Raw genomic sequence first — 20,414 nt, forward strand, 5'->3', positions numbered from 1 at the left:
GAGGGAACGCGGAGGAGGCCCCCCGGATTCCGCCCCGGGGCCCCTACCGGAACGAGCGCAGGCGCAGGCTGTTCGTCACGACGAAGACCGACGAGAAGGCCATCGCGGCTCCCGCGATCATCGGGTTGAGCAGGCCGGCGGCGGCCAGCGGCAGCGCCGCCACGTTGTAGCCGAAGGCCCAGAACAGGTTCCCCTTGATGGTGGCCAGGGTCCGCCGGGAGAGCCGGATCGCGTCCGCCGCCACCCGCAGGTCACCCCGTACCAGGGTCAGGTCGCCGGCCTCGATGGCCGCGTCGGTGCCGGTGCCCATGGCCAGGCCCAGGTCGGCCTGGGCGAGGGCGGCCGCGTCGTTGACCCCGTCGCCCACCATGGCGACCGTACGGCCCTCGGCCTGGAGCCGGCGGACCACGTCCACCTTGTCCTGCGGAAGCACCTCGGCGATCACCTCGGCGATGCCCACCTCACGGGCCACCGTCTCGGCCACGGCCCTGTTGTCGCCGGTCAGCAGGACCGGGGCGAGGCCCAGCGCCCGCAGCCGGGTCACGGCCTCGGCGCTGGTCGCCTTGACGGCGTCGGCCACGGTCAGGACACCGCGGGCCCTGCCGTCCCAGGCGACCAGGACCGCGGTGGCGCCCGCGGCCTCGGCGGCGGCCTTCGCCCCGGCGAGAGCGGCGGGCAGGGCGACCGCCCGGTCCGCGAGCAGCCGCTCGCGCCCCACCAGGACCTCGCGCCCCTCGACCACGCCCCGCACGCCGAGCCCGGCCGCGTTCTCGAAGGAGGTGGGCGCGGGCAGCTCCCCGGCCGCCCCCGCGGCCCCGGCGGCGATCGCCCGCGCGACCGGGTGCTCCGAGGCGTGCTCCAGCGAGCCCGCGAGCCGCAGCAGCTCCCGCTCGTCCACGCCCTCGGCGGCGTGCACCCCGACGAGGGTCATCCGGCCGGTGGTGACCGTCCCGGTCTTGTCGAGCACGACCGTGTCCACGCGCCGGGTGGACTCCAGCACCTCGGGCCCCTTGATCAGGATGCCCAGCTGCGCGCCCCGGCCCGTGCCGACCATCAGGGCGGTCGGCGTGGCCAGGCCCAGGGCGCACGGACAGGCGATGATCAGGACGGCCACGGCGGCGGTGAACGCGGCGGCGGGGTCGTCGGTGACCAGCAGCCAGGTGACCCAGGTGCCGAGCGCCAGCAGCAGGACGACGGGCACGAACACGGCCGAGATCCGGTCGGCGAGGCGCTGGACCCCGGCCTTGCCGCTCTGGGCCTCCTCGACCATCCGGGCCATCCGGGCCAGCTGGGTGTCCGCGCCGACCCGGGTGGCCTCGACGACGAGCCGGCCGGAGGCGTTGACGGTGGCGCCGGTGACCGCGTCCCCGGCGGTGACGTCGACCGGGAGGGACTCGCCGGTCAGCATGGAGGCGTCCACGGCGGAGGAGCCCCCGACGACCGTGCCGTCGGTGGCGATCTTCTCCCCCGGACGGACCACGAACCGGTCGCCGGCCGCGAGCGCGCCGACCGGGATCCGCACCTCCCGGCCGTCGCGCAGCACGGCCACGTCCTTGGCGCCGAGCTCCATCAGCGCCCTGAGGGCCGCGCCGGCCTTCCGCTTGGAGCGGGCCTCCAGGTAGCGGCCGAGCAGGATGAAGGACACGACGCCGGCCGCGACCTCCAGGTAGAGGGCGGAGGAGCCGTCCGTGCGGGAGACGGTCAGGTCGAAGCCGTGCCGCATCCCGGGCGAACCGGCGTGGCCGAAGAACAGGGCCCACAGGGACCAGGCGTAGGCGGCCAGCGTCCCGACCGAGACCAGGGTGTCCATGGTGGCCGCGCCGTGCCGGAGGTTGGCCCAGGCGGCCCGGTGGAAGGGCAGGCCGCCCCAGACGACGACGGGCGAGGCCAGGGTGAGCGCGAGCCACTGCCAGTTGTCGAACTGGAGGGCCGGGACCATCGAGAGCAGGACCACCGGCAGGGCCAGGACGGCGGACACCAGCAGCCGCTGCCGGAGCGCGTCGGGCTCGGGGTCGCGTCCGTCCGTCCCCGCACCGGCCCCGGCGCCGGATTCCGGCTCGGGCCGGGGCGGGACGGGCGGCGGGGGCTCCTCGGCGGTGTAGCCCGTCCTGACCACGGTCGCGATCAGGTCGGCCACCTGGACCGCGCCGCCGTAGCAGACCCGGGCCTTCTCGGTGGCGTAGTTCACCGTGGCGCTGACGCCGTCCATCCGGTTGAGCTTCTTCTCGATGCGGGCCGCGCAGGAGGCGCAGGTCATCCCGCCGATCGTCAGCTCGACCTCGGAGGCGAGGGCTTCCGCCGCCGGCCGGTCGTGCACGGTGCTGCTGCTCATGTTCCCGCTCCAGGGGGAGGGCCGGGCCGTACGGTCCAGTATGAGCCGGCCGGTGCGGCCCGGCGGTACCGCGGTCGTGCGGGGTGCCGGGGAGGCGGCGGGGCTCAGGCCTGGCCGGCGAGCTCGTACCCGGCCTCGTCCACGGCGGCGCGTACGTCGGCCTCGGCGAGCGGGGCGGCGGAGGTCACGGTCACCTCGCCGGTGGCGGCGACGGCCTTGACCGAGGTCACGCCGGGGAGGGCGGCGAGCTCGGCGGTCACCGCGCCCTCGCAGTGCCCGCAGGTCATGCCGGTGACCTTGTACACGACGGTGTGCTGGGTGTCCGTTTCGGCGGTCATGTCGTTCTCCTCGTCGAAGGGGTGTCTCTTTCCCTCACTTTATACCCCTAGGGGGTATTGAGCGAATATCCGCCCGCCGTTGAGCGGCGCCGCCCGGGGTGCCGGGCCGCGGGCGGCGCCGTGGGGTGGCGCCGTATGGTCGCCGTGGTCGAAGGAACACAAGTAAATGCGTACATGTCCCATTCTGTGACGCTCATCCTCATGATGGCCGCCGCGGTGCTCTACGCCTGGTGGTGCTGATGCTCGTGGTGATGCTGGGGCCGGCTCAGGCGATGGGGCTGTTCGCATCGACCGGACTGCCGCTGGTGGTGGCGATCACCACCCTCGGCGTGCAGGACGGCGCACTCGGGGCGGCGCCGGGGGCCCGCCCCGTTCCCGCGGCGCCGGATCACTCCTCGCGGCGGCCCCGGTTGCCGGGGCGGCGTGACACCCAGGTCCGGATGGTGTCGGCGTACCAGTAGGGCTTGCCGCCCTCCACGTGGTCCGGGGCCGGCAGCAGCCCGTGCTTGCGGTACGAGCGCACGGTGTCGGGCTGGACCCGGATATGGGCGGCGATCTCCTTGTAGGACCACAGCTGTCGGTCGCTCATGCGCGCCACCTCCTGGTCCACGGCGCGGGGCCGGCCGGGAGGCCGTCGGGGGAGCCGGCGCGTGGACATGACGATCACTCGGGGTTGTGCCCGGAGAACGACGCTCGGTGAGCGCGGGGGAGTGGCTGTCGACCGGCTGTAACGGAAAACCCGCGTAGTACGGACATCCGTGACACAGCGGCGACTCCTGTGACACATGCGGCACAGGAGTCAGACGGTGGCGAGGAGCGGCAGTGCGTGTACGGCGGGGTTCAGCTTGCGTACAGCTGCGGCCGCTCAGTCAGCCGCACCTCGGTCCGTACGCCGTCCCGCGCGGCCGCCAGCCCCGCCTCCGACACGGCGGCGGCCGCGTACCCGTCCCACGCGTCGGGTCCCGCCACCCGCCCCCGCGCCGCCGCGGCGACCCAGCGCCGCAGCTGGCGGTCGTAGGCGTCGGCGAAGCGGGTGGTGAAGTCCTGGGTGATCTCCCCACCCCAGCGGCCGCCCGACTGGACGACCATCGCGTGCCCGTCGCCGATCCGGGCGCTGCCGGATTCCCCGACCGCCTCGCACTGCACCTGGTAGCCGAAACCGCAGTTGACGAAGATCTCCACGTCGACGACCGCCCCGCCCGAGGTCTCCAGCAGCACCAGCCGGGGGTCGCGCAGCCCCTCCGGCGCCGCCGAGGACGGAGCGGGGGAGAGCACGGTCACCGCGGTGACCTCCTGGCCCAGCAGCCAGCGGGCCGCGTCCACCTCGTGCACCACCGAGTCGCTGATCAGCATGTCGCTGGTGAAGAAGGACGGCGAGGCCGCGTTGCGGTGCCGGCAGTGCAGGAAGAGCGGCCGGCCGATCCCGCCCGCGTCCAGCAGCTCCTTGAGCCGCTCGTACTCCGCGTCGAAGCGTCGCATGAAGCCCACCTGCACCAGGCGCCGGCCGAGCCGGCGCTCCGCCTCCAGCACCCGCAGGGCCCCCTCCGGGTCCGGGGTCAGCGGCTTCTCGCAGAGCACCGGCAACTCCCGCTCCAGGGCGTGCAGAATCGCTTCCTCGTGGGCCGGTCCGGGCGAGGCGATCAGTACGGCGTCCACCCCCGGCGCCGCCATCGCCGCCGCCGGGTCCGTGTACGCACCCGCCCCTTCCAGGGTCGCCGCGACCTCCTTGACCCGGTCCCCGTCCGGATCGGCCACGGCCACCACCCGTGCCCCGCCGACCGTGCCGCCGATCCGGCGGACGTGGTCGGTGCCCATCTTCCCGGTGCCGATGACGGCGATGCCGAGCGTGCTCATGTCTCTCCTCAGGATGGCCGGACCGGTCAGCGCGCGCCGCACGAGCGCAGGTAGGCGCGGGTGCGCCGGGCGATCGGCAGCGGACGTTCCGGCGGACACGGATACATGTCCTGCTCCACGATCGCGAACAGCTCCACCCCGAGCCGCTGCGCCGCCGCCAGTACGGGCTCCAGCGCGGGCACCCCGGACGGCGGCTCGCACATCACCCCGCGCGCCACGGCCGGGCCGAACGGCGTCCCCTGCGCCCGCACTTCGGCGAGGACCCGCGGGTCCACCTGCTTCAGGTGGAGGTAGCCGATCCGCTCGCCGAACGCCTCGATCGCCTCGACGCTGTCCCCGCCGCAGTACGCGTAGTGCCCCGTGTCCAGGCACAGCGAGACCAGCGCCGGATCGGTGGCGTCCAGGAACCGGGCCACGTTCCCCGGGGTGTCGAGGTGCGTGTCCGCGTGCGGGTGGACCACGATCCGCAGCCCGTACCGCTCCCGTACCTCCCGGCCCAGGCGCTCGGTCCCGGAGGTCAGTTCACGCCATTGGGCCGCGCTGAGGACCGGGTCCTCCAGCGCGGCGCCCGTCTTGTCGTCGCGCCAGAAGGAGGGGATGACCACGAGGTGCTCCGCGCCCGTGTCCCGGGCCAGCGCGGCGATCCGCGACACGTGCGCCCAGGTCTCCTCCCAGACGGCGGGGCCGTGATGGAGTCCGGTGAAGACCGTGCCGGCGGACACCCGCAGGCCACGCTTGGCCGTCTCGTCGGAGAGCCGGGAGGGATCGGTGGGCAGGTAGCCGTAGGGGCCGAGCTCGATCCACTCGTACCCCGCGTCGGCGACCTCGTCGAGGAACCGCTCCCAGGGGGTCTGGAGGGGATCCTCCGGGAACCAGACACCCCAGGAGTCCGGAGCCGAACCGATACGGATACGGGTCAACGCGGGTGGGGAGGAGGTCATGACGGCCACCTTAGGGTGCGGGGTCCGAGGGACTGCGAGGGACTTCGGGGGAGTTCGAGGGACGAGGGAGGACGAATGGGAGGAGAGCCCGCTGTGACCACGGCGGACGGACCGGTGGAGGGGCCGACCGGGGAAGCGGCCTACGACCTGATCACGATGGGGCGGATCGGGGTGGATCTCTACCCGCTCAAGACCGGTGTACCGCTCGCCGAGGCCGACACCTTCGGCAAGTTCCTCGGCGGCTCGCCGGCGAACGTCGCCGTCGCGGCCGCCCGGCTCGGCCGGCGCACGGCCGTCATCACCCGGACCGGGGCCGACCCCTTCGGGGCCTATCTGCGGGCCGAGCTGCGGGCGTTCGGCGTCGACGACCGGTGGGCGGGCGAGGTGGCGGCGTACCCGACGCCCGTCACCTTCTGCGAGGTCTTCCCGCCGGACCACTTCCCGCTCTACTTCTACCGGCTCCCGAAGGCGCCCGACCTGGAGATCCTCCCGGACGAGATCGACCGGGAGGCGGTGCGGGCGGCCCGGGTCTTCTGGATGACGGGCACGGGGCTCAGCGCCGAGCCGAGCCGCGGCGCGACCCTGGCCGCGCTGGAGGCCCGCTCGAAGTCCGGGACCACCGTCTTCGACCTCGACTGGAGGCCCATGCTGTGGGACGGCCCGCCGCAGCCCTGGTACGAGCGGGCCCTCGGGATGGCGACGGTGGCCGTCGGCAACACCGAGGAGTGCCGGGTCGCGACCGGGCACGAGGAGCCGTACGCGGCCGCGGAGGCCCTGCTCGCCGCCGGCGTGGAGCTGGCCGTGGTCAAACGCGGACCGCGGGGCGTGCTCGCGGTGCACCGGGACGGGACGGCGGTGGAGGTGCCGCCGGTGGAGGTGGAGGTGGTGAACGGGCTCGGCGCCGGGGACGCCTTCGGGGGCGCGCTGTGCCACGGGCTGCTGGCCGGCTGGGACCTGGAGCGGGTGCTGCGGTACGCGAACGCCGCCGGGGCGATCGTCGCCTCGCGGCTGGCGTGTTCGTCGGCGATGCCGTTCCCCGGCGAGGTGGAGGAGGTGCTCGGCCGTGCCGGTGGTCTGTGAGCGGGAGATGGAGTTCACCCGGCTGCGGGTGCTGGAGCTGGCGCCGGGGGATTCGTACGCGCACGCGTGCGGGGACGCCGAATGGGTCGTGCTCCCACTGTCCGGTGGCTGCGAAGTCCGCTGCGAGGAGGCCGCGGAGGGCGGGGCGGACGGCGGGGAAGGCGCGGCCGGCGAGGAAGGCGGGGCCGGTGCGGGAGTGGCCCGGCCCGTCCGGGTCTTCCGGCTGCACGGCCGGCCCGGGGTGTTCGCCGGAGTCACCGACTTCGCGTACCTCCCCCGGGACGGGCACGCGGAGGTCGCCTCGGCGCGGGGCGGGCGGTTCGCGCTCGTCGGCGCGCGCTGCGGGAACCGGTTGCCCGCCCGGTACGGCCCCGCCGCGGACGTGCCCGTCGAGCTGCGCGGCGCCGGCCGGTGCTCGCGCCAGGTCAACAACTTCGCCGCCGCGGGTGCCTTCGCCGCCGACCGGCTCATCGCCGTCGAGGTGCTCACCCCCGGCGGCAACTGGTCCTCGTACCCGCCCCACAAGCACGACGAGCACCACCCGGGGGAGGAGTCCCGGCTGGAGGAGATCTACTACTTCGAGATCGCCCCGCACGGCGACACCCCCGGCGTCGGCTACCAGCGCGTGACGCCCTCGCCCGCGGGGAAGACCGACGTCCTCGCCGAGGTGCGGACCGGCGACACCGTCCTCATCCCGGACGGCTGGCACGGGCCGTCGATCGCCGCGCCGGGCCACGACATGTACTACCTGAACGTGATGGCCGGCCCGGGCGCGGAGCGGGAGTGGCTGATCCGGGACCACCCCGACCACGCCTGGATCCGCGAGGAGTGGGCGGGGCAGGACGTGGATCCCCGGCTGCCGTTCCCGTCGCGCGCGGAGCCGAGTCCCGCGTCCGGTTCCGGGTCCGACCCCGTGTCCCGTCCCGCATCCCGTCCCGAGGAGGCCCCGTGACCGCGCCGCCGCGCAGCGTCCGGCTCACCACCGCCCAGGCGCTCGTACGGTTCCTGAGCGTCCAGTACGCCGAGCGCGACGGCCGCCGGCACCGGCTGATCGCCGCCACCTGGGGGATCTTCGGGCACGGGAACGTCGCCGGGATCGGGCAGGCCCTGCTGGAGAGCGGCCCCGACGCCATGCCCTTCCTCCAGGGGCGCAACGAACAGGCCATGGTGCACGCCGCCGTCGGCTACGCCCGCCAGAGCGGCCGGCTCTCCGCACACGCCGTCACCACCTCCATCGGGCCCGGCGCCACCAACCTCGTCACCGGCGCCGCCCTCGCCACGATCAACCGGATCCCGGTGCTCCTGCTGCCCGGGGACACCTTCGCGACCCGGCCCGCCGATCCGGTGCTCCAGCAGCTGGAGGTCCCCTGCGCGGGCGACGTCTCCGTCAACGACACCCTGCGGCCGGTCTCCCGCTACTTCGACCGGATCACCCGCCCCGAGGCCCTGGTCCCGGCCGCCCTCCAGGCGATGCGGGTGCTCACCGACCCCGTGCGGACCGGCGCCGTCACCCTCGCGCTCCCGCAGGACGTGCAGGCGCAGGCGTACGACTGGCCCGAGGAGTTCTTCGCCGAGCGGGTGTGGGCCGTACGCCGCCCCCGCCCCGACCGCCGCGAACTGGCCGACGCCGCCGCACTCGTACGGGGCTCCGCGCGCCCCCTGCTCATCGCCGGCGGCGGCATCCGGCACAGCGTCGCCGGGGACGCCCTCGCCGCCTTCGCGGAAGCCACCGGGATCCCCGTCGCCGCCACCCAGGCGGGCAAGGGCGTCCTCCCGTACGACCACCCCGCCGACGTGGGCGGCGTCGGCCACACCGGGACGGCCACCGCCGACGGACTGGCCCGCGGCGCCGACCTCGTCATCGCCGCCGGGACCCGGCTCACCGACTTCACCACCGCCTCCGCGACCCTGTTCCAGAACCCGGCCGTCCGCTTCATCGGCCTCAACCTCGACCCCTACGACGCCCACAAACTCGCCGCCCACCCCCTGGTCGGCGACGCCCGCGAGACCCTCACCGAACTCCGGGAGGCGGTCTGCGGGTACCGGGTCGAGTCCCCGTACGAGGCGGCGTACACGGCGGCGAAGGCCGACTGGGAGCGCCGCGTCGACCGGGCCTGGGCCACCCCGCGGGAGGACGCCCGGCCCACCCAGGCGCAAGTCCTCGGACTGCTCGACGGGCTCGTCGACGACAGCGACATCCTGATCAACGCCGCCGGCTCCCTCCCGGGCGACCTGCACCGGCTGTGGCGGGCCCGCTCCGCCGACCAGTACCACGTCGAGTACGGCTACTCCTGCATGGGCTACGAGATCCCCGCCGCGATCGGCACCGCCCTGGCCGCCCCCGGCCGGCCGGTCTGGGCGCTGGTCGGCGACGGGACGTACCTGATGAACCCGACGGAGATCGTCACCGCCGTCCAGGAGCAGATCCCGGTCAAGGTGGTGATCCTCGACAACCACGGCTACGCCTCCATCGGCGGCCTGTCCGGGGCGGTCGGCGGCGAGGGCTTCGGCACGGCGTACCGCTTCCGGGGGGAGGACGGTTCGTACGACGGGCCGCCCCTGCCGGTGGACCTCGCGGCCAACGCGGCCTCCCTCGGAATGGCCGTCATCCGCACCCACACCATCGGTGACCTGCGAAAAGCCCTCGCCGAGGCCCGTGAGTCGGACCGGCCCACATGTGTCTACGCACAGACCCGAACACCCGACACTGTGTCGGGCCCGCCCCCGGCACAGGCGTGGTGGGATGTTCCTGTGGCCGAGACCGCGACCCGTGCGCCGGCCGCCCAGGCCCGTGAAGAGTACGACCGGCAAGCCGCGCAGCGACGTCGCCATCTGTGAAGGAGCAGCACCATGAAGACCGTCAACCACTGGATCGGTGGCAAGACCGTCGAGGGCGCGTCGGGCAACTACGGCCCGGTCACCGACCCGGCCACCGGCGAGGTCACCACGCGGGTCGCGCTCGCCTCCGCCGAGGAGGTCGACGCCGCGGTGAAGGTCGCCCAGGAGGCCTTCCTGTCGTGGGGCCGTTCCTCGCTGGCCGCCCGCACCAAGGTGCTCTTCGCCTACCGCGCCCTGCTGGACGCCCACCGCGACGCCATCGCCGAGCTGATCGTCGCCGAGCACGGCAAGGTGCACTCCGACGCGCTGGGCGAGGTCGCGCGCGGCCTGGAGATCGTCGAGCTGGCCTGCGGGATCACCACGCAGCTCAAGGGCGAGCTGTCCACCTCCGTGTCCAACCGGGTGGACGTCTCCGCCATCCGCCAGCCGCTCGGCGTCGTCGCGGGCATCACCCCGTTCAACTTCCCGGCCATGGTCCCGATGTGGATGTTCCCGCTGGCCATCGCCTGCGGCAACACCTTCGTCCTCAAGCCGAGCGAGAAGGACCCGTCGGCCTCCAACAAGCTGGCCGAGCTGATGACCGAGGCCGGCCTGCCCGCGGGCGTCCTCAACGTCGTCCACGGCGACAAGACCGCCGTCGACGCCCTCCTCGCCCACCCCGGCATCTCCGCCGTCTCCTTCGTCGGCTCCACCCCGATCGCCCGCCACATCCACACCACCGCCGCCGCCAACGGCAAGCGCGTCCAGGCGCTGGGCGGTGCCAAGAACCACATGCTGGTGCTCCCCGACGCCGACCTGGACGCCGCCGCCGACGCGGCCGTCTCCGCCGCCTACGGCTCGGCGGGCGAACGCTGCATGGCCATCTCCGCCGTCGTAGCGGTCGGCTCCATCGCCGACGAGCTCGTCGAGAAGATCCGCGAGCGCGCCGAGAAGATCAAGATCGGCCCCGGCAACGACCCGACCTCCGAGATGGGCCCGCTGATCACCGCCGCCCACCGCGACAAGGTCGCCTCCTACGTCAAGGGCGCCGCCGCCCAGGGCGCCGACGTGGTCCTGGACGGCACCGGCTACACGGTCGAGGGCAACGAGAACGGCCACTGGATCGGCCTCTCCCTCCTCGACAACGTCAAGACCGACTCCGACGCCTACCGCGACGAGATCTTCGGCCCGGTGCTGTGCGTCCTGCGCGCCGAGACCTACGAGGAGGGCCTGGCCCTCATCAACGCCTCGCCGTTCGGCAACGGCACCGCGATCTTCACCCGCGACGGCGGCGCGGCCCGCCGCTTCCAGCTGGAGGTCGAGGCGGGCATGGTCGGCGTGAACGTGCCGATCCCGGTGCCGGTGGGCTACCACTCCTTCGGAGGCTGGAAGGACTCGCTCTTCGGCGACCACCACATCTACGGAAACGACGGCATCCACTTCTACACGCGCGGCAAGGTCGTCACCACCCGCTGGCCCGACCCGGCGGACGCCCCGGCCGGCGTCGACCTGGGCTTCCCCCGCAACCACTGACACCGCACCGCACGACGGAACCCCCGGCCAACCCTTACCGGCCGGGGGTTTCTGCTGTTCCGGCTCCCTTGACCGACCCGATCCCAGAGAGTGAGCTGTGCAACCAGGCGCAACGCGCTCGACAGGGAGGGACACCATGGCCTTACGGTTCGTTGGTAAAGATCCAGAGTCTGGCGATCACGGATGTCCGGCCGTGTGGGTGGACGACGACCGACGCATCCTCGTGCAGGGGGTGCGGGCGGACACGGACACGCTCAGTCAGGCTTCGGCTGACTCGCCCCAGGCTGACAACGAAGCCTTGATCATCCTTGAACTGAGGATGATCCCTCTCCTCAAGGAGGCCATCCGTGTCGCAGAGTCTGACTGACTTCTCCGACCTCATCAGGTCGGTCCAGGAGTCGGCCGTTCATCTGGAGATGCGAGACGGCTACGGCGTAGACAACGAGATCGACGGCTTCGCCGCGTGGAAGCAGGGCCACCGGCTCGACCCGGACGACCGAGCTTCCTGGTGGCGGCCGTGGCTCGACCTGGTGCAAGAGGTCACAGCCAAGGGAGTGGTCATCCGGCGGGCCCGAATCGTGTCCGAGCCGGTCAGCGACTACATCGCGTACGAGCACTCGTTCACGTTCACCAACATCGCGGGAGGGGAGCAGATCCGTTGGCTCCCGCGTCGCCAGGCATCCGACCTGCTGTTGCCCGGTAACGACTACTGGCTGTTTGACGGGCGGCTGGTCCAGTTCAACATCTTCGACGGCCTCGGCCGGTGGGTCCACACGGACCAGACCGAGGACCCTGCCGTAGCGGCTCAGTGCGCGGCAGCGTTCGAAGCAGTGTGGGAGCGCGCAGTCCCGCACGAGAAGTACACCGTCTGATCCCTGGTCCGGTCAGCTCATGCCCACCTCCCCGTTTTCGAGCGCCCAAGCCGCGCGCAAGGCCGTCGCCATCCGCCTCCAAGGGCTGATGAAGGACGCTGGGCTCTCAGGGCACGAGCTGGCCGTCCAGTGCGGTTGGCACCGTGCGAAGTCGTCCCGCATTGCCCGGGGCATCACTCCGCCCTCGGATGCGGACATCCGGGCATGGTGTGCAGCCTGCGGAGCCGAAGATCAGGCAGCGGACATAATCGCGGCGTCGCGGAACGCCGAGTCGATGTACGTCGAGTGGAAGCAGATCCACCGCGACGGCATGCGCCGCGTCCACGAGAAGACCACTCCGCTCTACCAGCGGACCCGCTCATTTCGCGTCTATGCCTCGAACGTCGTGCCGGGCATGCTCCAGACCGCCGGATACGCCACAGGGCTCCTGAAGGGCATCACGCGTTTTCAGGGCACGCCCGACGACGTGGCCGACGCCGTGCAGGCCAGACTCAACCGCTCCCGCGTGCTCAGGGAAGGAAACCACCGCTTCGCGCTGCTCCTCGAAGAGACGGTTCTCTACTACCGCGTGTGCGACCCCGAAGCCATGTCGGAGCAGCTCGAAGCCCTCCTAGCCGTGATGAGCCGGCCGAACGTCTCCCTCGGCATCATCCCCAAGACAGCCCACCGGACCGTGTGGCCGCTGGAGGCGTTCTACGCCTTCGACGATCAACAGGTGGCCGTCGAGACGCTGACGGCAGAGATCAACCTGACTACCCCCGGGGAGATCAAGACGTACCTACGAGCCTTCGCCGATCTTGCCAAAACGGCAGTCCACGGCGCCCCGGCACGAACCTTGATCCGGGAAGCGCTAACCGCAGTCGGGTGATTCGATGCAACAGCGTGCAACAACGTGGATGCGCACGCAGCCCCCTCCCTACGGTCGTTGCATTGACCGCGAAGTCATCGGGAGGGGCGCAATGGCCAGTACTCAGACGAAGACCGTGAACCCGGCGGTAGCTCGCCTCTTCATGCCCGCGTGGCCGGAGCCCTCCCGCAACTGCGCGAAGTGCCAGAAGTGGGCCCAGGCCCGGTCGGAGGCCAAGGGTCCCTGCTCGGGCACGGTCGTGAGCGACATGAACGTGTTGATCCGGCGCCACACCGCGCGGGGGCACGCGTGAGCTCGTCAGTCGTTATCGACAGGACCACGTGGCCGACGTTCGACCCCGCATGTGGGGTGTGCACCGCTCTGGACGTCGAGCGGCACGAAGCCGCCGATGCGGGCGAGTGGCGCGAGGTCGCCAAGATCAACCAGGAGATCTGCAACCACCCCCACTTGCGGCGAAGGGCGGCCGCCAAGTGAGAGCGGTCATGCGGTTCATGAACCACCGAATCATCCCGCTCCCCAGGAGCCGGCCGACTGTAGGCGCGAAGTGCCTCCACGAAACGTGCGACTGGGAGGCTCAGCCGAGTCACGACGTAGCCGAAGTGGACCGGCAGTGCATGAGTCACACCGGCGTGAACCCGTATCACCGGATGTTCCGCCGCTCGTACGAAGACGTTGCCATCGTCCAGACGGTGATCCCGTGAGCCGGTTACTGACTCTCGCCGCTGCAACGGCGTGGGTCGTAACGGTCGCGCTCATCGTCTCCCGTGGCTGGGGCGCATAGCTCCTCTCAGACCCCCGCCCCGCCAGGGCGGGCAAGTAAGGCTCGACCCCCACACCATCCGACGACTAGACGACTAGAGGAGACACACGATGCCCAAGCACGGTGGCGGTACCGGGGACGGTCAGGGCGGCAGCCAGCAGGACGACGGCAGCAGCGGACGCGGCCACGGCGGAGGCGGCACGGACACCGGCAGCGGTGGCAACTCCTCCGACGGCTCCGGCCCGAAGAAGTAGGGATACATGACCGCGCGGAAAGAGGAGGCGGGCGCTACGGGGCTCGCCTCTGCGCTCGTTGCATCGGGCGCATTACAGACCGATTGGCTGGGGGCGTTCCACGCGGTCCCGCGTGAGCTGTTCGTCCCTGAGCGCATTTGGCCGGGCATCGCGGACGGCACCCGCCAGGGCCGGGCCGTGGACAACAGAACCGACCCCGAAGGCTGGCGCAAGGCCGTTTACTCGGACATCCCTCTGACTACGCAGTGGGACGACGGCGGGCACGAGGGCGACGACGTAGGGACTATCCCGAGCAGCTCCAACTCCAAGCCCGAAATGGTCTTCGCCATGCTCGGTGACCTGGACGTGCACGACGGCATGCGGGTGCTCGAAATCGGGACCGGCACCGGCTGGAACGCGGCTCTTCTCTCACACAGGGTCGGCGGCGAGAACGTCGTCTCGGTGGAGTTCGACCCCGAGGTGGCGAAGGGTGCGGCCGAACGGCTGGCGTATGCCGGTCTCTCTCCGACGACGGTCGTGGGCGACGGCCGGCTCGGGTACCCCGGACGGGGCTCCGTACGACCGGATCATTGCCACCTGCTCGATCGGGGACGTCCCCCACGCATGGGTGGAGCAGACGGTTACCGGTGGGGTGATCGTCGCCCCCTGGGGTCCGGGCAACGGCGGTGAAGGCATCGTCCGGCTGGTCGTGACCGAGCCCGGAAAGGCGTGGGGACACTTCACCCGCCCCAGTGCGTTCATGCGCCTTCGGCAGCAGCGTCCCGACCGTGCAGGCCATGACGTCTACCTCCGGGGCGAGGAGTGGCCCGCAGATGGCATCCAGAGCCGTACGACGCTCTCCCCCGAAGACATCGACGGATGGGCTACTCAGTTCGCCGTCAGTCTCCGCGCGCCCGGGATGTTCTGGGCAGTGGAGCGGGACGACCAGGACGAGAACGCCTATGTCCTGTGGCTGTACGGCGACGACCGCCAGTCGTGGGCGTCCAGCGACCACGAACCCGGGGCGAGTGACCATCTCGTCGTGCAGGCCGGACCCCGGCGACTCTGGGACGAGAGGGAGGCCGCCTACCGATGGTGGCAGGAGCAGGGCCGGCCCTGCTTCGACCGCTTCGGCCTCACTGCCGGCCGTGACGGTCAGACGGCGTGGCTGGACGAACCGTCCAACCCCGTAGGTCCCTGACCCCGGATACGCGAAAGCCCCGCCTCAGGCGGGGGTCCCGCATCGCGTTCCCCTGTGCGCCCGTTCCCCGGCATGGAGCAGAGAGAATTCCGGCATTGGATGGCGTCCTGTGTTCGGTCTCACCACAGAGGACACCGTCTAAAGGATGTCCCGGAGGAGCGGCCAGACGTCCGTGGACGCCGTGGCGGACCAGACCACGTCGCCGTGGCCGTAGCCGGGGACCGTGGCGAAGCGGGCCCGGGCGTTGCCCGCCGCGCGGATCAGCTCCGCGCCCCGCGGCTCGTCGCCCCGGCCCAGCTCGGAGTTGACCCAGACCACCTCGCAGCGGATCCGCTCCCACGCGATCCCGTACGCCTTCCCGTCGCCCGCCCACACCGACGCCAGGTCCCGCATCAGGGCTGTCGGGACCAGCCCGCTGCCGAGCGCCGAGGTGGCCGCGTGCCAGGTGGCGAGCGGGGTGCGGGTCAGGGTGAAGCGGTCCTCGGCCGGGGTGGCGCCGAACGCGTACGCGCCCGCGGCGTGGCCCTGCCGGTAGATCCAGTTCGCCGGGCCGGGGAGGGCGGCGGTGCGGACCAGGGCGAAGTGGGCCAGGCCCGCGTGCGTGAAGCGCCGGGCCGGGTCCGGCGGCCAGGGCGCCCCCGAGTCGCCGGAGGGGTCGGCCACCGCCCGGGCGACCAGCCCCGCCAGGCCCGGGTCGGCCGCGTGGACACCCCGCGCGAGCTGCTCCTCGTACGCCTCCCTGGTCCGCGCCGCCCGCTCGGCCAGGGCTCCGGAGTACGGCCCGGTCGTGTCCAGGGCCAGGACCCGGCGCAGCCGCTCCGAAGGGTCGTGCGAGGCCGCGTCCAGGGCCAGGGCGGCCCCCGCCGAGTGGCCCGCGTACGCGTACGGGAGGCCCAGGACGGAGTCCAGCGCGGCCACCACGCCCGCCAGGTCCCGACGGTGCGCGGCGAGCCCGAGGTCCGCGGTGACCTCCTCGGGGCGGGCGGCGTCCTCCCGGGGCGTCACCCCGACCACCAGCAGGCCCTGGCGGCGCAGGTGGTGGGCCAGGTTGTCGGCGCCCGGCGTGAAGAAGTCCGCCGCGAAGTTCAGGCCACCGCCGGGCAGCAGGTACACGATCCCGTGCGGGGCCCGCACCGCGTCCGCGACCACGTCCACCGTGACGGGCGCCGGGCCGCCGTCGTCGAGGGGGAGGGTGAGCCGTATCCAGCCGTCCCCGGGCAGGTAGGCGGCGGTCCCGGTGCCCAGTGCCCGCTCGATCCGGGTGAGCAGGCCCACGCCCCCGACCGGCAGGGCGGCGGGCGCGGCGGAACCGGACTCGTTGTGCTCTCGTGCCATCCGTCTTGCCTCCCCGTCGCAGGTGATGGCCGAATGCCGTCACCCCCGGGGACACCCTCGCCGGTCAGCGGGCCCGCGCCAAGTCCGGTTCGCTCTCCGCTTCTTCCGCGTCCGCGCGGCGGCGCCGGCGCAGCACCGGGAGGGCGACGGCCGCCCCCGCCAGCAGCAGGGCGGCGCCCGCCGCCGGCCAGGGGACGGCGAGGAAGTCCGTACCGGCCTCGGGGGCGAGGTCGGGGTAGCCGGACGCGCCCGCCCGGACCGTGACGGACACCCGGTCCAGCTGGGGGGAATCCGGCCACGGTTCCGTGAGCTCGATCCGCTGGCCGGGCAGCAGTACGACCTTCCGGTCCCGGGCCGGCCGGTCCAGCAGCCGGCGCCCGAACAGGCCCTCGGCGGACACCGCCACCGTCGGCCCGAGGACCACGTTGCCCCGGTTCACCAGGGTGTACGTGATGGTGGCGCGGGCGTCCTTGACCCATGGCAGCAGCGGAGCGCCCCGGGTGACGCGTACGTCCTCCACGCTCAGCCCCGGCGTCAGCGGCCCGGGCACCCGGAAGTACAGCCGGGCACCCACCTGCCGCTGGACCCCGACCTGCACCCTGCCCTCCTCCCGCACCCCCTCGACCTGCGTGTTCAACGCGACGATCCCGCCCACGTGGTCACCCGGCACGGCGTCCTCGGGGACCTTGACGGTGAAGGGGATGTCCCTGCGGCCCCGGGGCGGGACGGTCACGGTGGCCGCCGCCTCGGGGGCCAGCGCCACCCAGGTGCCGACGTCCCGGGGCTTCGTCTGCACGGGCAGCAGCGCGAAGGCGCCGCCCGAGGGGGTGTTCACCGCGTCGGTGGCGAAGACCCGGAAGGTCAGCTCCCGGTCGGAGGAGTTCAGGACGGTCACGCTGTCGTGGACCGTGGTGCCGGCCGTGCCCTGGTGGAAGAAGTACGCGCGGTCGGTCACCGACGCGCCTGCGGGCGGTGTCGGGAACACCCCCCAGGTGCCGTTGTCCGCGGCCGTCGCGGGGGCGGCGGGCAGCAGCAGCACCAGCACGCCGCACAGGCTGGGGAAGAGGGAGCGGAGAACGGTGCGCAGGCGCATGGGCGGATCTCCAGTGTCGCGGCGGGGGAAGGCGAGGGAAGGCGGGGGGAGGCGGGAGGGTGGCGGGGAATGGGGGAGGGGCGGCGGAATGCGGGAGGGTGATGCGGCGCCGGAGCACCGCACCACCCGGGTCGGGCCGTCCGTCAGGCGATGGAGAAGGTCACGACCGACCGGTACGTGTCGGCGAACATGAACGGCGGCAGCTGGATCACCGCCGCGCCGCCCACGGCGAACTCGCCGCCGGTCAGCTCCTCGCCGCCGGCCGCCTGGGAGGCGACTTTCATCGGCGTGTCCGAGATCGCGCCCGGGGCGCCGGCCGTGCAGGTGCTCGGGCTGTCCGGGTTGGTCACCGTGCAGGACGGCTGGATGCCGAGCTGGGCCTTCGCCATCGAGTGGCCCGTCGCCTGGTTCAGGAACGGCGTACGGGTCGCCGTCACGTCCCAGCCGAGGCTGCCGCCGCGGAAGTCCTGGACGGTCGCGGCGTTGAACGCGCCGAACACCGACTGGGCCTTGCCGTTGACGGTCACCGATCCGAAACTGACGGCCGGCTGGCCGTCCTTCGGGCCGAGTGCCAGCGGCCCGGGCAGCACCTCGATGTCCACCGGGTTCTGTACGCCCGCCTGTTCCTCGATGAAGACGAACGGCTTGAACGGGGCGACCGAGCCGTCGACCCTGACCGTGTCGGCCTTCTTGGTGACAGTGACGGTGCAGGTGGCGGCCCCGGACGCGTCCGCCGTCCCGGTGCCGGTGTCACCCGTCGGCGCACCGGCGAGCAGGGCGGAACAGGTGACCGGGCCGGCCGGGAAGTTGGCGCCGGTGGCGACGACCGAGGTGCCGGCCTTGCCGCTGTTGGGCGTCAGCCTGGTGGTGACCGGGTCCTTCGGCAGGGCCTCGACGGCGATCGAGGCCACCGGGGCGCTGGGGCGCGGGTCCGGCGTACAGGTCGTCGTGTAGACGGTGCCGCCGAGGTCGGCGTCCGTGACCACCTGGTCGATGGTGATCTGGACCGCGGTGCCCTCCGTGCCGTCAGGGATCTTGACGGTGCCGCTGAACGCGGGCGGGTCGGACTTCTTGCCGGCTTCCTGACGGCTGGGGGTCGCCGGGCTGGTGACCGTCTGCGCGACCCCGCCGACCAGCAGCTTCGCCTTGATGGTGTTGACCGTGTCGATGGTGAACATCGGGATCACCGGCGTCTCGCCGGGGTCGATGGTGATCGGTACGGTCTCGCCCGCCTTGGCGGTGTCCGGCACCGTGACCGTGTAGTCCTGGCTGCCGTTGGCGCCGGGCTGGGGAGCGGGGGCGACGCACTTCACCGGCACGGGAGTGGTCTTCGTCGCGGCCTGCGCCGGTCCCGTCAGGGCCACGACGCCGCCCGTCAGGACCAGGGACAGGGCGCCCGCCGCCGCCAGCACTCTTCGTCTGAGCGTTCTCGTACTCACAGGGTCGCGACTCCTTCGTCATGACGAACCCTTCCCCCCACCCGCTGTGCGGGGAAGGCCGAGCCGGTGCGGATGGCCGTCATTGACGCGTCGCCGTGCCGAGAAGTCAATGCCTCGCTTTCGCCCGAAGCGCACAGACATTGATGTCCCATCAGACCGGGTCGGACGGGACACCGGGTGGCGGCAGGCCGGTGGCTCCGGTGCGTTCTTCCCTCGGCCTGCCTCCAGCCTTCCCCCGGCCTTCCCTCAGCGCTCCGCGGGGAGGTGCAGGAGCAGGTTCGGGGTTCCGACGGGCAGGTTCGTCACCTTGTCCGGGACGGCGTCGCGCAGGAGGATCCGGCCGACTTCCTCGGGGGTCCCGGCCCTGCCGTTCGCCAGGAGCAGCGCGGCGGCACCCGCGACGTGCGGGGCGGCCATGGAGGTCCCCGAGGCCCGTGCGAGGGCGGTGGGGGAGCCCTTCCAGGCCGAGGTGACGGCCAGCCCCGGCGCCGACAGGTCCACGCAGCGGCCGTGGTTGGAGAAGCGCGGGCGCCGGTCCGCCCCGTCGGTCGCGCCGACCGTGAGCGCCTGCGGGACGGCGGCCGGGGAACCGGCGCAGGCGTCCCTGGCCTCGTTGCCGGCGGCCACGGTGAAGGTGATCCCGGAGGCCACCGCGCGGACGACCGCCGCGTCCATGGAGTGGCTGCGGCTGCCGCCCATGCTCATGTTGGCGACGGCGGGCCCCCGGGCGGGGTTGCGGAGGTGGTCCTTCACCATCCAGTCGAGGCCGCGCAGGATCACCGAAAGGCTCCCGTCGCCCCGGCAGTCGGCGACCTTCACCCCGACCAGGGAGACGCCCTTCGCGACCCCGTACGTCGCCCCGCCGACGGTGGCGGCGACGTGCGTGCCGTGGCCGTTGCAGTCCTGGGAGCTCCCCAGGAGCATCCCGCTGTAGCCGTTGCGGGCGCGGCCGCCGAACTCCTGGTGGAGGGTGTTGATCCCGGTGTCGAGCACGTAGACGGTGACGCCCCGGCCGTTGTCGCCGGAGTACGTGTACGAACCGTCGAGCGGCAGCTCGCGCTGGTCGATCCGGTCCAGTGCCCAGGGGGCGGGCCGCTGGGTCTGCGCGGCGGGGGCGTCGGCGGGGGCGGGGATGGGGGTGGTGGGGAGGGGCTCGGGGACGGCCGGTGCGGTCGGGGGCGCCGGGACCGGGACGGGGACGGCCGGGGGATGGGGGACGCCGGCCGGGGGTTCGAGGGGGGACGCCGTACCGGAGATCCGGAACGGCGCGTCCGGCTCCACGGCCGCCACCCGGGGATCGGCGGCGAGGACGGCGGCGCGGGCGGCGGTGGTGCGTACCGCGAAACCGTTGAGGGCGGCTTCGTAGACCGCTCCCACCTCGTCCCCCGACCGCGCCGCCTCGGCGGCCAGGGCGCGGGTCGGGGCGCGGGAGGTGGTGTCCTTCAGGGTGACGACGTACGGCGAGGTGGGGGCATCGCCGCCCTCACCACCACCGCCGACGGTGGCGGCGGAGTGCGGCGGCAGGACGGCGGCCGCCGCCAGGAGGGCGGCGGCCGGGAGCAGCGCGGTCATGGCGGTCATGCGGCCGATGCTCGGCCAGCCCGGGTGACGTCGCGCGGAGGGTGCGCCGAGTGGCCCCCCGACACGCCACCGAAGGGGCCAATGCCCGGCCGTTCGCCGGACCCCGCCCGGGCGCCGCGGCCCGCTCGGGCTGAGCG

General features: G+C 72.9%; 20 protein-coding genes. 10 read left to right on the plus strand and 10 right to left on the minus strand.

Annotation, left to right across the window (positions count from 1 at the left end; translation table 11 throughout):
• Nucleotides 1-43 precede the first annotated feature (43 nt).
• The 5 genes from ACFY7H_RS16995 to ACFY7H_RS17015 all read right to left on the minus strand — a co-directional run bounded on the left by ACFY7H_RS16995 (nt 44) and on the right by ACFY7H_RS17015 (nt 5,465).
• On the minus strand, nt 44-2,332 hold the full coding sequence (locus ACFY7H_RS16995; RefSeq protein ID WP_388938790.1) for a heavy metal translocating P-type ATPase: 2,289 nt from the start codon (nt 2,330-2,332) through the stop codon (nt 44-46).
• Between the two features lie 104 nt (nt 2,333-2,436).
• Complete coding sequence (locus tag ACFY7H_RS17000; protein ID WP_388938792.1) at nt 2,437-2,670, minus strand: heavy-metal-associated domain-containing protein; 234 nt, start codon at nt 2,668-2,670, stop codon at nt 2,437-2,439.
• Between the two features lie 388 nt (nt 2,671-3,058).
• Entirely contained in the window at nt 3,059-3,259 is a 201-nt protein-coding gene (locus ACFY7H_RS17005) for an AlpA family transcriptional regulator (protein ID WP_042800909.1), read from the minus strand.
• 251 nt (nt 3,260-3,510) lie between these two features.
• The gene (locus tag ACFY7H_RS17010; RefSeq protein ID WP_388938795.1) at nt 3,511-4,524 is read right to left on the minus strand and encodes a Gfo/Idh/MocA family protein; all 1,014 of its coding nucleotides are present in this window, start codon (nt 4,522-4,524) and stop codon (nt 3,511-3,513) included.
• A 26-nt stretch (nt 4,525-4,550) separates the two neighbouring features.
• Nucleotides 4,551-5,465, minus strand: a complete 915-nt coding sequence (locus ACFY7H_RS17015) for a sugar phosphate isomerase/epimerase family protein (protein WP_388938797.1) — start codon at nt 5,463-5,465, stop codon at nt 4,551-4,553.
• A 156-nt stretch (nt 5,466-5,621) separates the two neighbouring features.
• Between ACFY7H_RS17015 and iolC the strand changes: the two genes are divergently transcribed.
• The 6 genes from iolC (at nt 5,622) to ACFY7H_RS17045 (ending at nt 12,635) form a co-directional block, all read left to right on the plus strand.
• On the plus strand, nt 5,622-6,545 hold the full coding sequence (gene iolC, locus ACFY7H_RS17020) for a 5-dehydro-2-deoxygluconokinase (protein WP_388939124.1): 924 nt from the start codon (nt 5,622-5,624) through the stop codon (nt 6,543-6,545).
• 7 nt (nt 6,546-6,552) lie between these two features.
• On the plus strand, nt 6,553-7,497 hold the full coding sequence (iolB, locus tag ACFY7H_RS17025) for a 5-deoxy-glucuronate isomerase (protein WP_388939125.1): 945 nt from the start codon (nt 6,553-6,555) through the stop codon (nt 7,495-7,497).
• Nucleotides 7,494-9,383 carry a 3D-(3,5/4)-trihydroxycyclohexane-1,2-dione acylhydrolase (decyclizing) gene (gene iolD, locus ACFY7H_RS17030; protein ID WP_388938799.1) on the plus strand — a complete coding sequence of 630 codons (1,890 nt, stop codon included), beginning with the start codon at nt 7,494-7,496 and terminating at the stop codon, nt 9,381-9,383. Before iolB ends, iolD begins: the two co-directional genes overlap by 4 nt.
• 12 nt (nt 9,384-9,395) lie before the next feature.
• Nucleotides 9,396-10,895: a CoA-acylating methylmalonate-semialdehyde dehydrogenase gene (locus tag ACFY7H_RS17035; RefSeq protein ID WP_388938801.1), complete on the plus strand. Its 1,500-nt coding sequence runs from the start codon at nt 9,396-9,398 to the stop codon at nt 10,893-10,895.
• 347 nt (nt 10,896-11,242) lie between these two features.
• A complete protein-coding gene (locus ACFY7H_RS17040; RefSeq protein WP_388938803.1) occupies nt 11,243-11,767 on the plus strand; it encodes a DUF6879 family protein in 525 nt (174 codons plus the stop codon).
• 19 nt (nt 11,768-11,786) lie between these two features.
• The gene (locus ACFY7H_RS17045) at nt 11,787-12,635 is read left to right on the plus strand and encodes a helix-turn-helix domain-containing protein (RefSeq protein ID WP_388938805.1); all 849 of its coding nucleotides are present in this window, start codon (nt 11,787-11,789) and stop codon (nt 12,633-12,635) included.
• A 102-nt stretch (nt 12,636-12,737) separates the two neighbouring features.
• Here the strand turns inward: ACFY7H_RS17045 and ACFY7H_RS17050 are convergent, their stop codons facing one another.
• Nucleotides 12,738-12,884 carry a hypothetical protein gene (locus ACFY7H_RS17050; RefSeq protein WP_388938807.1) on the minus strand — a complete coding sequence of 49 codons (147 nt, stop codon included), beginning with the start codon at nt 12,882-12,884 and terminating at the stop codon, nt 12,738-12,740.
• Between the two features lie 99 nt (nt 12,885-12,983).
• Here ACFY7H_RS17050 and ACFY7H_RS17055 point away from each other — a divergent pair, with 99 nt between their 5' ends.
• The 4 genes from ACFY7H_RS17055 (at nt 12,984) to ACFY7H_RS17070 (ending at nt 14,829) form a co-directional block, all read left to right on the plus strand.
• The gene (locus ACFY7H_RS17055) at nt 12,984-13,109 is read left to right on the plus strand and encodes a hypothetical protein (protein ID WP_388938809.1); all 126 of its coding nucleotides are present in this window, start codon (nt 12,984-12,986) and stop codon (nt 13,107-13,109) included.
• A gap of 396 nt (nt 13,110-13,505) precedes the next feature.
• Complete coding sequence (locus tag ACFY7H_RS17060) at nt 13,506-13,649, plus strand: hypothetical protein (RefSeq protein ID WP_385469844.1); 144 nt, start codon at nt 13,506-13,508, stop codon at nt 13,647-13,649.
• Nucleotides 13,650-13,655: 6 nt separating this feature from the next.
• Nucleotides 13,656-14,318: a methyltransferase domain-containing protein gene (locus ACFY7H_RS17065; RefSeq protein ID WP_388938811.1), complete on the plus strand. Its 663-nt coding sequence runs from the start codon at nt 13,656-13,658 to the stop codon at nt 14,316-14,318.
• Nucleotides 14,233-14,829 carry a hypothetical protein gene (locus ACFY7H_RS17070; protein ID WP_388939126.1) on the plus strand — a complete coding sequence of 199 codons (597 nt, stop codon included), beginning with the start codon at nt 14,233-14,235 and terminating at the stop codon, nt 14,827-14,829. Before ACFY7H_RS17065 ends, ACFY7H_RS17070 begins: the two co-directional genes overlap by 86 nt.
• Nucleotides 14,830-14,967: 138 nt before the next feature.
• Here ACFY7H_RS17070 and ACFY7H_RS17075 read toward each other — a convergent pair whose 3' ends face one another.
• The 4 genes from ACFY7H_RS17075 to ACFY7H_RS17090 all read right to left on the minus strand — a co-directional run bounded on the left by ACFY7H_RS17075 (nt 14,968) and on the right by ACFY7H_RS17090 (nt 20,277).
• Nucleotides 14,968-16,164: a hypothetical protein gene (locus ACFY7H_RS17075; RefSeq protein ID WP_388938813.1), complete on the minus strand. Its 1,197-nt coding sequence runs from the start codon at nt 16,162-16,164 to the stop codon at nt 14,968-14,970.
• A 64-nt stretch (nt 16,165-16,228) separates the two neighbouring features.
• On the minus strand, nt 16,229-17,257 hold the full coding sequence (locus ACFY7H_RS17080; RefSeq protein ID WP_388938815.1) for a WxL protein peptidoglycan domain-containing protein: 1,029 nt from the start codon (nt 17,255-17,257) through the stop codon (nt 16,229-16,231).
• Between the two features lie 143 nt (nt 17,258-17,400).
• The gene (locus ACFY7H_RS17085; protein WP_388938817.1) at nt 17,401-18,696 is read right to left on the minus strand and encodes a hypothetical protein; all 1,296 of its coding nucleotides are present in this window, start codon (nt 18,694-18,696) and stop codon (nt 17,401-17,403) included.
• A 246-nt stretch (nt 18,697-18,942) separates the two neighbouring features.
• Complete coding sequence (locus ACFY7H_RS17090; protein ID WP_388938819.1) at nt 18,943-20,277, minus strand: S8 family peptidase; 1,335 nt, start codon at nt 20,275-20,277, stop codon at nt 18,943-18,945.
• Nucleotides 20,278-20,414: the final 137 nt, after the last annotated feature.

Source organism: Streptomyces sp. NPDC012794 (assembly GCF_042901085.1).
Lineage (GTDB): Bacteria > Actinomycetota > Actinomycetes > Streptomycetales > Streptomycetaceae > Streptomyces.

Bases quoted from the DNA above. Each gene is read 5' to 3' on its own strand.
- ACFY7H_RS16995 (WP_388938790.1), bottom strand. From the start codon at position 2,332: ATGAGCAGCAGCACCGTGCACGACCGGCCGGCGGCGGAAGCCCTCGCC.
- ACFY7H_RS17000 (WP_388938792.1), bottom strand. From the start codon at position 2,670: ATGACCGCCGAAACGGACACCCAGCACACCGTCGTGTACAAGGTCACC.
- ACFY7H_RS17005 (WP_042800909.1), bottom strand. From the start codon at position 3,259: ATGAGCGACCGACAGCTGTGGTCCTACAAGGAGATCGCCGCCCATATC.
- ACFY7H_RS17010 (WP_388938795.1), bottom strand. From the start codon at position 4,524: ATGAGCACGCTCGGCATCGCCGTCATCGGCACCGGGAAGATGGGCACC.
- ACFY7H_RS17015 (WP_388938797.1), bottom strand. From the start codon at position 5,465: ATGACCTCCTCCCCACCCGCGTTGACCCGTATCCGTATCGGTTCGGCT.
- iolC (WP_388939124.1), top strand. From the start codon at position 5,622: ATGGGGCGGATCGGGGTGGATCTCTACCCGCTCAAGACCGGTGTACCG.
- iolB (WP_388939125.1), top strand. From the start codon at position 6,553: ATGGAGTTCACCCGGCTGCGGGTGCTGGAGCTGGCGCCGGGGGATTCG.
- ACFY7H_RS17035 (WP_388938801.1), top strand. From the start codon at position 9,396: ATGAAGACCGTCAACCACTGGATCGGTGGCAAGACCGTCGAGGGCGCG.
- ACFY7H_RS17045 (WP_388938805.1), top strand. From the start codon at position 11,787: ATGCCCACCTCCCCGTTTTCGAGCGCCCAAGCCGCGCGCAAGGCCGTC.
- ACFY7H_RS17050 (WP_388938807.1), bottom strand. From the start codon at position 12,884: ATGTCGCTCACGACCGTGCCCGAGCAGGGACCCTTGGCCTCCGACCGG.
- ACFY7H_RS17060 (WP_385469844.1), top strand. From the start codon at position 13,506: ATGCCCAAGCACGGTGGCGGTACCGGGGACGGTCAGGGCGGCAGCCAG.
- ACFY7H_RS17065 (WP_388938811.1), top strand. From the start codon at position 13,656: ATGACCGCGCGGAAAGAGGAGGCGGGCGCTACGGGGCTCGCCTCTGCG.
- ACFY7H_RS17075 (WP_388938813.1), bottom strand. From the start codon at position 16,164: ATGGCACGAGAGCACAACGAGTCCGGTTCCGCCGCGCCCGCCGCCCTG.
- ACFY7H_RS17080 (WP_388938815.1), bottom strand. From the start codon at position 17,257: ATGCGCCTGCGCACCGTTCTCCGCTCCCTCTTCCCCAGCCTGTGCGGC.
- ACFY7H_RS17090 (WP_388938819.1), bottom strand. From the start codon at position 20,277: ATGACCGCCATGACCGCGCTGCTCCCGGCCGCCGCCCTCCTGGCGGCG.